This window comes from Flavimarina sp. Hel_I_48 (genome assembly GCF_000733945.1).
In the GTDB taxonomy this organism is placed as follows: Bacteria; Bacteroidota; Bacteroidia; order Flavobacteriales; family Flavobacteriaceae; genus Leeuwenhoekiella.
In genome coordinates, this window is sequence record NZ_JPOL01000002.1 from 2,785,610 (window position 1) to 2,800,332 (window position 14,723).

Sequence of the window (14,723 nt, forward strand, 5' to 3'; positions counted from 1 at the left end):
ATGCCTTAGAAGTATTTATTTAACCATCATGTAACTCTTGTGATATTTCACAAGACCTTCAATAGGGCGCTTAAGTACTTTTCCTATTTGCAGATCGTACTCTTTAAGAAGTTGTTTAAGTTCTTCCTGAAGATAAAAAGCGATTGAACCTACAAAATGTACAGGTACCTTATGCGCATTATCAAACTGTAAAATCTGGTGTTCAATAAATAATTTCAACCCTTTTCTTATAAGCTTTTGACAGTATTCGTGTTCTTTATTCGTGATAAGGAACTTCGCAAACTGAGCAAGATAAGTATTAGGGTTTGGCATTTTATACAAATGCGTTTTTATGCTCTCAGCGGTAAGATCAAATTCTTTGGCAAATTCATAAGCCAAATCTTTTGGTATTTTGTTGAAGTGAAAATCCCTCAATAGCTGGCGGCCGTAATAGTTGCCACTACCGTCATCCATTAAAATGTAACCCAGTGACGTTACTTTTTGTTCAATGTTCTCCCCGTTGAACATACTGCAATTAGATCCTGTGCCTATGATACAGACAATGCTGGGTTCTTCCCTTTGCGTAGTCGCGTAAAGCGCTGCATAGGTATCTTCCATGATCTCAGGCTTATTCACTTTATCAAAGAAATCCTTGAATACCTCACGTAAGGATTCTTTAGGCTTTTCAGTACCACAACCAGCACCATAAAAGTAAAGTTGTGTTACTTCATGCCTGTGCTTGTAGAGTTCATAATTATTGATGATACGTTCTGTGAGAATTTCGTTGGAAAGTACCTGGGGGTTGAGTCCAAAGGTTTGTGTCTGGAAAATTTGTTCCCCATCCTCACTAAGCGCGATCCAGTCTGTCTTTGTGGAGCCACTATCAACTACTAAAATCATAAGAATAAATTATATTAGAAAATAAACCCTCTTTAGCAAGCTAAAAAGGGTTTTAAAATATTGCCGTGATCCTATAAAGAATTCACATATTCAGCAAGGTCAACAAGTTTGTTAGAGTAACCAAACTCATTGTCATACCATGATACAAGCTTAAAGAATTTAGGGTTCAACTCGATACCGCTATCAGCGTCAAGTATACTGGTGCGTGGATCGCTCACAAAATCCTGAGATACCACAGCTTCCTCAGTATAACCAAGAACGCCTTTCATCTCTCCTTCTGAAGCCGCTTTAAATGCTTTGTTGATTTCAGCTAGAGAAGTTTCTTTGCTCAAGCGTACGGTCAAATCTACTACAGAAACGTCTGGAGTAGGAACACGGAAAGCCATACCGGTGAGTTTTCCTTCAAGGGAAGGGATTACCTTAGTTACTGCGACAGCAGCACCAGTAGTGGTAGGGATAATGTTGGCGAGTGCGCTACGGCCCATACGGTAATTTTTCTTGGCCGGGCTATCTACGGTAAATTGGCTTGCAGTAGACGCGTGAATAGTAGTCATAAGTGCTTCTTCAATACCCCAGTTGTCATTAAGTACCTTAGCTAAAGGTGCGAGACAGTTTGTGGTACAAGATGCGTTAGAAACTATTTTCTGATCTGCTTTGATGTCTTTATGGTTTACACCCATAACAAACATAGGTACATCTTTAGATGGAGCGGAGATCACTACTTTTTTAGCGCCAGCTTCAATATGTTGATTTGCTGTTTCGGTAGTAGTAAAAATACCGGTACATTCTGCAACAACGTCAACATTTACGTCGTTCCATTTAAGGTTTTTAGGATCTCTTTCTGCGGTTACGCGTACTTTTTTTCCGTCTACAACAAGGTGACCGTCCTGTACTTCTACAGTACCGTCAAATCTTCCATGAACAGAATCATATTTTAATAAATAGGCAAGGTGTTCTACGTCAAGAAGATCGTTTATTGCAACTACATCTACGTTATCACGCTTCAATGTTGCCCTGAAAACGATTCGCCCTATACGTCCAAATCCATTTATTCCAATTTTCAAATTTGCCATTATAATGTGTATTTAAATTAATTATATTAAGTGGTCATTATTTCAGACACACGTATCAATTCTTGGTTAATATCAGAACCGCTTTTTATAGCCTGTTCCAGTGGGTAAAGTACCATCTTATCGTGCTGGGTGCCCACCATATAGCTGCTTTTGCCTTCCATAAGGGATTCTACGGCTTTCACGCCCATACGGCTCGCCAGTACACGGTCATAACAACTTGGTGAACCACCGCGTTGTAGGTGACCTAAAACGGCAACACGTACATCATAGCCTTCCAGATTATTGTCTACATAATCTTTAAGTTCAAAAACACTTTTACCTGTTTTATCACCTTCTGCAACCACGACAAGACTTGAGGTTTTGCCACTTGCACCACTACGGGTAAGTGATTCAACCAGGCGTTCTATGCCCATATTTGCTTCTGGGATCAGTATTTCTTCCGCACCGCCACCTACACCGGCGTTGAGTGCAATATGACCCACATCGCGTCCCATAACTTCTATAAAGAAAAGGCGGTTATGCGAGCTTGCGGTATCCCGAATCTTATCTATAGCTTCTACAGCCGTATTGAGTGCCGTATCATAACCTAAAGTTCGGTCTGTTCCACGTATGTCGTTGTCTATGGTTCCCGGAATACCAATGCAGGGAAAATTAAATTCTTCCTCGAAGATTAATCCACCTGTAAAAGTACCGTCGCCTCCTATGAGCACCATAGCATCTATCTCGTGCTTGATGAGGTTATCATAGGCTTTCTGGCGTCCTTCTTTTGTCCTGAATTCTTTTGAACGGGCAGACTTTAAAATGGTGCCGCCGCGATTTATGATATCCCGAACACTACGGGCATTCATAGGTTCAAAAGCGCCTTCTATCAGCCCTTCATAACCTCTATAAATCCCAACACATTCTAATTTATGATAGGCGCAGGTACGCACTACAGATCGCACGGCAGCATTCATTCCTGGAGAATCACCTCCGGAAGTCATCACTCCGATTTTTTTAATTTTTTTGCTCATTTATTATCAACTGAAACACAAAAATAGCAATAGAATTGAATTATTAGAGTAGAATGCGAATGAATTTCTGCTATTCAATAAAATCAATCGTTTTCGTTAACAAGTTATTTTTCAAAAGCTTTTATTTTATGAAATTTTGAAGTTGAAGGTGGTATTTTGAGGTATGCAAAATGAAAGGGGCGTTAAATTATCAAATCACAAATGCAACTCAATAATTCTCTTCGACACCTTCGTATGGGATTTCAGAATCTGCAGGCACGATTTCAAGGCCTTCTTCCGTATTCTCAGTAGTTGATTTTCCTTCCAGGATTTTTCTGAAAAGTTCGCGCACGGTATTAAAATCCACGGAGTAATTAATACCTATTCCCTGGGTATATCCTTCCCGCTGTCCAAAAAACTGAATATCGTCCTGTCGGTTAAAAACCGTTGCCCTTAACGTACCATCCTCGTTGAGCAAAAAGTCTACTTCAACATCGCCTACAACTACAGATTCACTAAGGCCGCCCACGGGAACCCCTACTTTGCCATTGATTAGTATCGTTTTTGAAATCTGTGTTGATACCGTAAAGCCAAACCGTCCAGATGTCTGAAGGTTAGGGGTGCGGTCTGCCTGAACATAATCAAGGCCTACCGTGAATTTGCCATCATCGTCAGAAAGTATGCTGTTAAAAATACCCGAGGCAGTTTCTATTAGGTTTCCATAGGCCACGGTTTGTGCATCTATACCGCTCTGGCTGTAGAACGAACCTTGGGTCACTAAAGAGAAGGCCTGCAGCTCCCTGGTTGCACGGTCATCCAGTCTGTATTCCAGTTCAGAGGTTACGATAGAGGTCGTACTGGGAAATTGGAAGTCAAAAGTAATATCTGGCTGTACCAGCTGACCATCCAGATTAATGATCACATTTACCGGAATTTTTCGGTTTATGGAAGGATTTTCCAGTAAAATTGAGGGGTTTGCCTGTGTTTTGTAGGCTGCGCTAATATCGAGCAGCGCACGCTCTGGGCTGCCGTCCCAACTTATTTTTCCTTCGGGGAGAATGTCAAATTGTTTTTGTACCACCCCACTGTACCTAAAGTTGTAAACACCTTCGTAAGGCGTAAAATCGCCAAACATGTTGAATTTTCCGTTGGTATTTATTTGTATCAACAAGTAGCCGGCACCGCGACCACGCAGCGTACTTCCGTTTACTTTATCCACAACAATTTCGACTTCGGCATCGCGGGTAACTTCCAGGTCAAAATTGAGTTCCAGCCCCTTAATTTCCTGCAATACAATCTCCTCGCCGCCGGCACGCGCTTTCTTTTCTGCCGGGCTCAAAAAATAAATGATACTATTGTCACCAAAAGATTCTGTATCGCTCAGCGGAATTTTAAAAGTAGTGCCGGCTTCTGTCTTTGCGGTTACATCTATGACGAGTTCATCTGTAGGCCCCGCGATAGAAGCATTGCCACTTATAAATGCAGTACCATAATATAAAGAAAAGTCGTCTGGCTGCGTGTCCAGGACCAGCATGCGATCTGTGGTGATATTGAGGTCCATATTCCAGGTTTTGAAAAAACTATGGCTAATAGTTCCGTTCAATACACCTTTAGTATCAAATTTAGTATCCTGTAAGTTCACATTAAAAAACCGGAATTGCTGACCGCTCATATTTACGCGCGCCGTACCCATAAAGGCGTAATCAGTATTTAGGTAAGGCACCTTTAACCCTGCTTCTCGCAAAAGCAGTTCGCCATTTATTTCTGGATTCTTATAATTTCCCACTACGCGTGCGCGGCCACTCGCTAAACCTCTAATATTGCTCAGCACCTCACCTCCCAAAGGACTAAAAGCGGAAAGGTTCAACTTATTGAGCTGAGCATCCAGATCAATATACGGGCTTTCCTGATCTACATTGATCATTCCTTTTGCAGTCAGGCTTTCCAGGCCTTCTTTTACTAACCGGGCATTGATGTCATAATTTGTGAGGCTCTCGTTACCTTCAATATTCAGGTTGAGATTGCCCAGTAAAATGTTGTTGACCTTAAAGGTGTCTATACGAATGTTACTTTCAGGCAAATAGGCGCCATTTTTTTTGAGCAAATTGAGGTTGCCATTTACGAGGCCCTTGAGGTCCAGACTGTCTATATAGGGCGCGATATGTGATAATCTCACATTATTAAAGGTCGTCCTGATGTCTATGGCTGTAGAATCTTTGATTCTTCCGCCAAGGCTTATACGCTCTTCCTGGTGGGACATCACAAGTTCTTCTATATCAATTTTCTGAAAATTATCAGCAAAGACGATACGGTTTGCAGTATTGTTTTCAGCATTGATAAACCATTCGTTGTTTTTAAAATTTATACCTGACCTGTTAAAACCTATCACAGAGTTATTGTCTGCATTTATCGTATGAAAAAAGTTCAGGTTAAAGCTATCCTCGCTTTTGGGGCCACCTTTGAATTCGCTGCGAATAAAAAGGGTGTCCTTAAGGGTTGCATTGATAAGGTTGAAATCAGAAACACCGTAGATACTGCTTCCTATGCTGTCTGCCTCAATAAACGTGTTGAATAGCGGATTTTTATTGTCCACGCGCATATTTATACCTTCTACCAGAAAGCCAAACGCTTTAATCTGTGGGGAACGGAAGGTGAGTTTAAAATCTGCGTCATTGGATACCACACTGCCGCGTATCACCGTTTCTGGTTCTAGTTCAATCTGTGGCACAAAAACTTCAACGATCTTACTGTTTATCTGAAAGTTGAAATCCATAAATTGATCCTGGGTTACCGTAGAGGGTTCATAATTGGTATATAAACTTCCTATGGCATTACGAAATAACGGTACGACGTCATCAACCCTAAAATTACCGGATACTTCCCCTGAAATTATATCTGGGGAATCCATTGCAATCGTCCTGATATTACCCTCAAAAGAAGATGAAATCACAAAATCATTAAAATCATAAAGCGCATTCGCATTTTGAAAACTGGCATTGCTAAAATTAATACTGCCAATCACATTATCAACTGTAGTCCCTGTCATATCCATTTTTACGCGACCTTTCAAAATCGCGATGGAATCCGTAAGGAAATTGAGTTTTGCAAGGTTAATATGGTCAATATCTGCAGTAAAATCGTAATTATTTACCGCTTTTGTGACATCTACCAGTCCATCAAAAGATAACTGGGCATTTTCATCATTGATCTGCAGCTGCCCATTGAAAACGGGGTTCTGCAGGTTTCCGGAGACGGTGATATCTTTATAGTTGTAACCATTGTAGGCCACGCGGTTTATTGTTCCGCGTATGCGCGTATTTAATTTTTCCTGACTAAAGCCAGCGCCTCCCACATTAAAATTAAAACTGATACGCCCCAGTTTTTCAACATCTAGCAAACGTCCCAGATGAAAGTCCTTTGCCTTGATATCGCCTACATAGGCTGCATCTTCTATATTCTGGGTATTGGTGAGTTCCAAATCAGTTTCTATTGCGCCCAGCCCGGTGGTGCCCTGTGTTTTTGCGTAAACCGAATTATTCGTGATAATCGTACGTCCATTAAGGTTCACATTGCCCAGGCGCATCATTTCCTTAGGCAAGGTTTTCCCTAGGGTCTGGGGTAGCAGTCCCGTAAGGTCATAGTAATTGCTCTGCAATTGCTCTAAAGTAGCATCGATCCTAAAATTTGTTTCTGGGCTAAAAAGTTGCTGAAAATGTAGATTTCCATTTATTTTACTGTTGCCCAGACCCTGCATATCAATATTATTGAGATAGAGGTCGTTGAGCGTTCCCTTCATTGTTCCCGTAAAATTTATTCGCCTATTTTTACCAAAATCGGCATAAAAAGCTTTTAAATCTGTTGTGGAAAGTGATGCTTCGGTAAATTGAAAGTTGAGGTTGGCTTTGTTGATAAAATCAGAAAAAGCGTTGTTGCGCGTATCAATGGCGATGCTTCCTGCGATATTTGAATTTTCAGTCTCCAGGTCAAGATCATCAATGAGTATCGCCTCTGGGCTATAGTTTAATTTTCCGCTTAAGCCCCTGATGTGGTATCCCCTTGCTGCATCAAAATATAGATTCTTTATTTGGGCGCTTATATCAAGGTCATCAAGCTTAAAATCTTTTGCATGTAGCGCAAGGTTTTTATAATTCACGAGCTCCTGACTGCCTTCTTCCAGATCCTGATTTGTAAACTTGAAATGACCGTGGGTAAAGGTTACATCCCCTGCGGTCATATGAAAGGGTTCGCCAGATTTTTTACCGGTTTTAAATTTCTCTGAAAAAATATTTAAATTGTCTTTTTCTTCGCCCGCGTATTTTGTGATGTAGAATTTAGTATGATCAAGAGAAACTTCACCCACGTTCATGGTGTTGTCAAGAATAAGGCGTGTAATGCTCAAGAGGCTGGTTTCAGCAAGCTGGGAAAATATCAGGGTATCTTGATGATGGTCTGCAACGTAAACTTCCTTGAGTGCGACCTGCCCATTGTATTTAATATGTACCTTCGCCACGTTGATGGAAGTTCCATAGGTTTCATTCAATGAAGTCGTTGCTTTTTTTGCTATAAAAGTCTGTACAGACGGAATAGAAAAAACCACGACCAAAAGCGCAATGATCCCCATAAGAATAAAGAGGATACGCCTGAATATTTTCCTGAATTTTCTGATACGTTTTTAAGTTTTAACTTTGTACAGTCTCTGGCAAAAGTACAGAACAAACCCTATGACTTATTGATATATGTCAAAAAATAGTACATACATTCTCGCAATAGAATCTTCCTGTGACGATACCGCCGCAGCCGTGCTTCACAACGATATTGTGATGTCTAATGTTGTGGCAGGGCAGGAGGTTCATAAAAAATATGGTGGCGTGGTGCCAGAGTTGGCTTCCCGTGCGCATCAGCAAAACATCGTTCCCGTGGTTCATGAAGCTTTACGGGAGGCTAAAATCAGCAAATACCAGCTTTCTGCCATTGCATTTACAAGCGGCCCCGGTCTTATGGGATCGTTGCTCGTGGGAACCTCCTTCGCAAAATCCCTGGCGATGGGACTTGATATTCCGCTAATAGATGTCAACCATATGCAGGCGCACATTCTCGCACATTTTATTACCGAAGAAAAGCACCACAAGCCCACATTTCCTTTTCTGGCATTGACCATTTCTGGCGGGCATACGCAGATTGTCAAGGTGACCGGTTACTTTACGATGGAAATCCTGGGGCAAACGCTTGATGACGCCGTGGGCGAAGCTTTTGATAAAAGTGCGAAAATCCTTGGTTTTCCATATCCCGGTGGACCATTGATCGATAAATATGCCAGAGAGGGAAATCCCAAAGCCTTTAAATTCACGAAACCGAAAGTGGGCGGACTCGATTTTAGCTTTAGCGGACTCAAAACGGCAATTCTCTATTTCTATCAGGCAGAGGTTAAAAAAGATCCGGATTTTGTCGAGAAAAACCGAAATGATATTTGTGCTTCCATTCAGTATACCATTATTCAAATCCTGATGGATAAGCTGAAACTGGCCGTAAAACAAACCGGAATCAAACAGGTGGCCATAGGAGGCGGGGTTTCCGCTAATAGCGGAATCAGAAAAGCATTAAAAGACGCTGAGCAAAAGGGATGGCAAACTTTTGTGCCAAAGCTTGAATATACCACAGATAATGCCGCTATGGTGGGCATTGTGGGTTATCTTAAGTATAGTGAACACGATTTTGACCAGAACGGCTATACAGAAAATAATATCGTGGCAAAGGCCCGTCTATCCCTTTAATTTATGCAACTATTTTACAACGCAGACCTTAAACCACAGACCACAACAGCTACGTTTCCTAAAGATGAGAGCAAGCATATTGTCAAAGTGCTGCGTAAAAAAGAAGGGGATACCCTCGATTTTACAGATGGAAACGGTAATTTTTACAAAGCGGAAATCGTACAGTCAAGCGCTTCTAAATGTAAGGTCAGTATTCTGGAGGTTGTTGCCCAGGAGAGCTTGCCATACCGGCTGCACCTTGCTGTTGCTCCCACAAAATTGAACGATAGGTATGAGACGTTTCTGGAAAAAGCCACCGAAATAGGCATATCTGAAATCACGCCCATTATCTGTGATCATAGCGAACGCAAAGTGATCAAACCCGAACGCTACGAGCGTATTCTGCAAAGCGCTATGAAGCAGTCGCTAAAAGCCTTTTTGCCGAAATTAAATGAAGCCATTGCTCTTAAAGATTTTATCGCGCAGCAGCATCAGGGTGCCCAAGAAAAATATATTGCCCACTGTGAAGAAGATAAGGAGCGTTTTTCCTTAAAGCAAAAGTTGAAACCCCATACAGATATTTTAATATTGATAGGCCCAGAAGGCGATTTCTCCCCAGAAGAGATTGCTTTTGCGTGTTCTAACGGTTTTCAGCCGGTACTATTGGGTGAAAGCCGGCTGCGCACAGAAACCGCCGCTATCGTAGCTGCGCACAGCGTAGCTTTTGTAAATTCCCACTAAATCACCTTACAAGTGTTCCCCCTTCGGGGGTTAGGGGGATGGATCAGTTCATAATTCGCACTAACAGTTCTTTTAGCAGGTCACCCTGAGAAAGGTTGTATGCGCCCACACCTTTGCTCTTCACATCGGCGTCCCGTAACAAATTGATGATCTGGCTAACCTGTTTCATAGGGTAATGTTGCGCGGCGGTAACATATTCACCCACAAAATACGGATTCACCTTTAAGGCTTTGGCCACCGTATTTTTATCTTTAGAAGGTAGGCCGTGGTAGGTCATCAGACTTTGAAAGAAACCAAAAAGCAACGTAATGGTAAGTACCATGGGATTGTCTTTTGGGTTCTGCGAGAAATAATTGACGATGCGGTGTGCCTTGAGCACGTCGCGCGCCCCTACGGCCTTACGGAGTTCAAAATTATTAAAATCCTTACTGATCCCTATGTTTTCTTCTATCGCAGCGGGTGTGATCGTGCTCCCCTTAGGGAGAATGATCGTGAGTTTATCCAGTTCATTGCTTATTTTTCCCAGATCTGTACCCAGAAATTCGACCAGCATAAGCGCCGCTTTGGGTTCTATGGTGTAACCGCGGGAGCTCATCGCCTTCCTGATCCAGTCGCCCACCTGGTTTTCATAGAGTTTTTTGCTCTCCATGACCACACCGGTTTTGGCGATGTTTTTGTATACTTTTTTACGCTTATCCAGCTTTTTATATTTGTAGCAAAAGACAAGTACGGTGGTTTGCTGTGGATTTTCGGCGTAAGCCTCAAGAACATTTTTCTTATTATCTGAAGTGGCGAGGATTTCGCGCGATAGGTCCTGCGCTTCTTTTACGATGACCACCTGGCGTTCTGCCATCATGGGATAACGTTTAGCCTGTGATACCACCTCGTCTAATTTCACATCACGACCATAAAGTACGACCTGATTAAAGCCTTTTTCTTCTTCGCTGAGCAGATTTTGATCAATATAAGAGGATATGTAATCTATATAATACGGCTCTTCACCCATTAAAAAATAAATGGGCTTGATAATTCCTTTTTTAAGGTCTGCAATAATGCGGTTTGCTTCTTCCAAATAACTGGTTTTTTGTATTTAAAATAGACTGAAAATCAGTCAATAATAGGTCAAATTGGATTGTTTTAGACCCAAAAATGGTGAATTTTTAATTTGAAAGGAGTGCCGTAAACAGTGTATTATATGGGGATTTGCGCAGGTATTTGACTACTTTTGTACCATGCAGGAACTCAATTTCAAACGATATCCTTTTCGCATCAAAAATAAGGAAAATAAACTGTTCCTTTTTGACCTGGTACGCAAAAAATTTATACGGCTCACGCCGGAAGAATGGGTGCGCCAGCATGTGGTGTGGTACCTACATTATGAGCTAAATTATCCACTTTCGCTCATTAATGTTGAGAAGGAAATTCTTTTGCACCATACTAAAAAACGCTATGATATCGTGGTTTTTGATAAAAAAGGGAATATTCAGCTTATTGTGGAATGTAAAGCGCCCCAAATAAAAATAAGCCAGGAAACCTTTGACCAGATCGCACGGTATAACCTGGAACTTCAGTCGGCTTACCTTATGGTGACAAATGGTCTGGACCATTATTACTGCACGATGGACTATAGCCAAGAAAAATATGTGTTTTTAAAAGAAATCCCCACTTATAGCCCGTAATTTGCACGCGTGAAAACGGCTATTGTCATACTCAACTGGAACGGGCGCGACCTGCTCGCAAAATTTTTGCCCAGTGTCATCGCACACAGCGCTGCTGAAGCGACGATTTACGTTGCAGATAATGCTTCCACAGATGATTCCGTAGAATTTCTGCGGACGAATTTCCCGCAGGTTAAACGTATTCAGAATACTGAAAACGGGGGATATGCGCGGGGGTATAACCTTGCCCTAAAAGAAGTAGTTGAAGATCTGGTCGTTTTAATGAACAGCGATATTGAAACGACTGCCGGCTGGTTGACCCCGGTGATCAATGCTTTTCAAGCCAATAGCAATCTGGGCGCTGCCCAACCAAAAATCCTTGATTATAAAAACCCCGAATACTTTGAGTACGCCGGTGCCGCAGGAGGTTTTCTAGATGCGCTGGGTTATCCTTATTGCCGGGGTAGGATTTTTGAAACGGTAGAGAAGGATATAGGTCAATACAATGAAGATGCTCGCATTTTCTGGGCAAGCGGAGCCTGTTTTGCGGTAAAAAAGTCAGTTTTCTGGAAAGCCGGGGCACTTGACGAAGACTTTTTTGCCCATCAGGAAGAGATTGATCTTTGCTGGCGCATCAATGCGCTGGGCCACGAGGTGAAATATATAGCAAATAGCAGCGTTTATCATGTAGGAGGCGCTACATTAGGCGCGATGAACCCACAAAAAACTTTCCTCAATTTCAGGAATACGCTCTTTGCCCTTTTAAAAAATGTCTCATCAGGAAAGGTGTATTTCTTGATTTTTACAAGAATGTGCCTGGACGCTATTGCTGCCGGTAAATTTATTGTGGAAAGGAAGCCCAGACATTCCTGGGCAATTTTTAGGGCGCACATTGATTTTTACAGGAATTTTTATAAAATGTACAAGAAAAGGTCGGTTCGTAATAATATTGGCATTTATTTTGAAGAAAACTCCATTGTTTGGTCCTATTTTGTAAAAAGAAAAAAGATATACACAAAAAACTGATATCTTGACAATAAAATAGTGTTATATTAAATTCAATATGACCAAATTTTAATATTTTTGAAATCTCTAATCTAAAATTGAAACAAATCTAATTATGAAAAAATTAATGATTGCAGCTTCGGCGCTCATTTTGATGACGTCTTGCGTTTCCAGCAAGAAGTACGCAGAACTTGAGGCAAGGCAAAAACAAACTCAGGATGAGTTGAATTCGGCTACCGTAAAACTCAACTCCTGTTTACAGGAAAAAGACAATGTGACCCAGAGCCTTCGCGATCAGATTGCAGATTTGAGAAAGGTAAACAACAGCCTTATAGATACACAGGGCAACCTTGCCACTCTTTCTTCAAAAGGTGCAGAGAACCTGGAGCGCTCTTTAGAGGCGATGAAGGAAAAAGATCTTCAGATCAAGACGTTCCGCGATGCGCTTAACAAAAAAGATTCTGTAACCCTTGCGCTTGTGACAAGTCTTAAAGGTGCCGTAGGTAACCTTGACGATGAAGATATCGAGATCAATGTTGAAAAAGGAGTCGTTTACGTTTCCATTTCAGACAAATTGCTTTTCAACAGTGGTCGTTGGGATGTAACCAGCCGTGCCAAGGAAGTTCTTGGTAAAGTAGCAAAAGTGGTTAAAAACCAGCCAGAAATCGAATTTATGGTTGAAGGTCATACAGATGACAAATCCATCAGCACCGCAGTTATTGAAGACAACTGGGATCTTAGCGTAAAACGTGCGACTTCTGTGGTACGTGTGCTTCAAAATGATTTTGGTGTGCCACCAGAGCGTATGGTTGCTGCAGGTCGTAGCTATTATGTGCCTATCGCAAGCAATGACACATCAGAAGGTAGAGCAAGAAACAGAAGAACCCGTATCGTGGTACTTCCTAAACTTGATCAATTCTACAAAATGATTGAAGACGGTATGCCTAAACAACCTAGCGCAAACTAATACGTTGTATAGTAAATAAAAAAACCGGCCAATTGGCCGGTTTTTTTATGTTTTATGCTGAAATTTCAATTCCTCTAACTTTTAATAAAATCAAGGAAAATTTTATTGAACGCTTTGGTATGTGTGAATACAAGACCGTGCGGGGCATCTTTAAGTATTTCAAAAGTATTGTCCTTTATGATTTTTGAAGCGGCTTTACCAGAGGTTTCCATGGGGACAACTTCATCGGCATCGCCATGAACAATTAAGGTAGGGATATCAAATTTTTTGCAATCCTCCCTAAAATCGGTTTTTCCGAAGGAATCTATGCAATCCAGTGATGCTTTAGCCGAAGCATGTGAAGCGATGTTCCAGTTAAAATGCATTTGAGCTTCACTGATGTTATCTTTGTTGTCCTTGTAATTGACAAAATTTTCCCCAAAGGATTTTAGGAAATCCAACCGATCCTTTTTGATATTTTTCTTGAATTCTGTAAAAACCTCTTCTGGAACACCATTTTCGTTGTCGTCTGTTTTCAACATAAAAGGAACGACTGACGAAATTAAGGCAGCTTTGGCCAGTTTATCAGTTCCATAATTGCCTATATAGCGGGCAACTTCACCACCGCCCATAGAAAATCCTGTTAGAATTGCATTTTTAAGGTTTAGGGTTGTAATCAGATCATTAAGATCTTTCGCCAGGATATCATAATCATAACCGCTATAAGGTTTGCTCGACTTACCAAAACCGCGACGATCATACGCCACCACCTGAAAACCTGCATCTACTATTTCCTGGATTTGATATTCCCACATTTGATGAGATAACGGCCACCCGTGTATTAAGATTACGGGTTGGCCTTCACCATATTGTTCATAATATAATTGGATAGGTTCCCCATTTTCAGAGGACGTTGTTTTTAAATAACTCATAGTTTAAATTTTTTAATTCAAGCTACAAGGTATAAAGCGCGCGTCATAAAAAAATCATTAAAAGTTGCATTTAGCATTGAATTAACGCGCCCATCCTTTATAAAAAGCAACAATTAGATTGTAAGATCGCCTTTACCTTCACGCACAAGAATAGGTTCGCCAGAGGTAAGATCTATGACGGTAGAAGGGATATTGCCTCCGTAGCCGCCATCTATGACAATATCTACTAATTTATCCCATTTTTCAAGGATAAGTTCAGGGTCTGTGGTATATTCTACGACTTCATCTTCATCATAAATAGAAGTGGAAATGATGGGATTACCCAGTTCACTTACGATTGCGCGCGCAATCTTATTATCTGGAATACGAATTCCCACTGTTTTCTTCTTTTTAAAGACAGTGGGCAGGTTGTTATTTCCCTGCAAAATGAAAGTGTATGGGCCTGGCAGCGCGCGTTTCAATACTTTAAATGTGGCAGAATTTATCTGCCTCGCGTAGTCAGATAAATTGCTCAAATCCTCACAGATAAATGAAAAATTCGCTTTATCCAGCTTTACGCCCTTAAGTTGGGCAACGCGTTCCAGCGCGCGGTTATTGGTAATGTCACAACCCATACCATAAACGGTATCTGTGGGGTAGATAATCACCCCCCCGTCGCGCAAAACCTCGACAATCTTTTTAATTTCCTTGGGACTTGGATTTTCCTCGTACAGTTTTATGAATTCCGCCATTGTTCAAAGGTGTTGT

12 protein-coding genes are annotated in these 14,723 nt (G+C 41.3%); 5 read left to right on the plus strand and 7 right to left on the minus strand.

The window, feature by feature from the left end:
• Positions 1 to 15: 15 nt before the first annotated feature.
• From P162_RS12255 to P162_RS12270, 4 genes are all read right to left on the minus strand, one after another.
• A complete protein-coding gene (locus P162_RS12255; protein ID WP_031427689.1) occupies positions 16 to 879 on the minus strand; it encodes an N-acetylglucosamine kinase in 864 nt (287 codons plus the stop codon).
• A 71-nt stretch (positions 880 to 950) separates the two neighbouring features.
• Complete coding sequence (gene gap, locus P162_RS12260) at positions 951 to 1,952, minus strand: type I glyceraldehyde-3-phosphate dehydrogenase (protein WP_031427691.1); 1,002 nt, start codon at positions 1,950 to 1,952, stop codon at positions 951 to 953.
• A 26-nt stretch (positions 1,953 to 1,978) separates the two neighbouring features.
• A complete protein-coding gene (gene pfkA / locus P162_RS12265) occupies positions 1,979 to 2,965 on the minus strand; it encodes a 6-phosphofructokinase (protein ID WP_031427692.1) in 987 nt (328 codons plus the stop codon).
• A 208-nt stretch (positions 2,966 to 3,173) separates the two neighbouring features.
• Positions 3,174 to 7,565, minus strand: a complete 4,392-nt coding sequence (locus P162_RS12270) for a translocation/assembly module TamB domain-containing protein (RefSeq protein ID WP_031427693.1) — start codon at positions 7,563 to 7,565, stop codon at positions 3,174 to 3,176.
• 115 nt (positions 7,566 to 7,680) lie between these two features.
• Here P162_RS12270 and tsaD point away from each other — a divergent pair, with 115 nt between their 5' ends.
• Positions 7,681 to 8,715, plus strand: coding sequence for a tRNA (adenosine(37)-N6)-threonylcarbamoyltransferase complex transferase subunit TsaD (gene tsaD / locus P162_RS12275; RefSeq protein WP_031427695.1), 1,035 nt, complete (start codon positions 7,681 to 7,683; stop codon positions 8,713 to 8,715).
• A 3-nt stretch (positions 8,716 to 8,718) separates the two neighbouring features.
• The gene (locus tag P162_RS12280) at positions 8,719 to 9,435 is read left to right on the plus strand and encodes a 16S rRNA (uracil(1498)-N(3))-methyltransferase (RefSeq protein WP_031427697.1); all 717 of its coding nucleotides are present in this window, start codon (positions 8,719 to 8,721) and stop codon (positions 9,433 to 9,435) included.
• A 43-nt stretch (positions 9,436 to 9,478) separates the two neighbouring features.
• Here the strand turns inward: P162_RS12280 and holA are convergent, their stop codons facing one another.
• Positions 9,479 to 10,507, minus strand: coding sequence for a DNA polymerase III subunit delta (holA, locus tag P162_RS12285; protein ID WP_031427698.1), 1,029 nt, complete (start codon positions 10,505 to 10,507; stop codon positions 9,479 to 9,481).
• A gap of 160 nt (positions 10,508 to 10,667) precedes the next feature.
• On the opposite strand from holA, the gene P162_RS12290 reads away from it, so the two are divergent.
• The 3 genes from P162_RS12290 to P162_RS12300 all read left to right on the plus strand — a co-directional run bounded on the left by P162_RS12290 (position 10,668) and on the right by P162_RS12300 (position 13,065).
• Complete coding sequence (locus P162_RS12290) at positions 10,668 to 11,114, plus strand: type I restriction enzyme HsdR N-terminal domain-containing protein (RefSeq protein ID WP_031427699.1); 447 nt, start codon at positions 10,668 to 10,670, stop codon at positions 11,112 to 11,114.
• Positions 11,115 to 11,123: 9 nt separating this feature from the next.
• A complete protein-coding gene (locus P162_RS12295) occupies positions 11,124 to 12,119 on the plus strand; it encodes a glycosyltransferase family 2 protein (protein ID WP_031427700.1) in 996 nt (331 codons plus the stop codon).
• A gap of 94 nt (positions 12,120 to 12,213) precedes the next feature.
• Positions 12,214 to 13,065, plus strand: a complete 852-nt coding sequence (locus P162_RS12300) for a flagellar motor protein MotB (RefSeq protein WP_031427701.1) — start codon at positions 12,214 to 12,216, stop codon at positions 13,063 to 13,065.
• A gap of 74 nt (positions 13,066 to 13,139) precedes the next feature.
• Here P162_RS12300 and P162_RS12305 read toward each other — a convergent pair whose 3' ends face one another.
• Positions 13,140 to 13,976 carry an alpha/beta fold hydrolase gene (locus tag P162_RS12305; protein ID WP_031427702.1) on the minus strand — a complete coding sequence of 279 codons (837 nt, stop codon included), beginning with the start codon at positions 13,974 to 13,976 and terminating at the stop codon, positions 13,140 to 13,142.
• Positions 13,977 to 14,089: 113 nt separating this feature from the next.
• Positions 14,090 to 14,707 (minus strand): L-threonylcarbamoyladenylate synthase, encoded by a 618-nt coding sequence (locus P162_RS12310; protein WP_031427703.1) that lies wholly within the window; start codon positions 14,705 to 14,707, stop codon positions 14,090 to 14,092.
• Positions 14,708 to 14,723 lie beyond the last annotated feature (16 nt).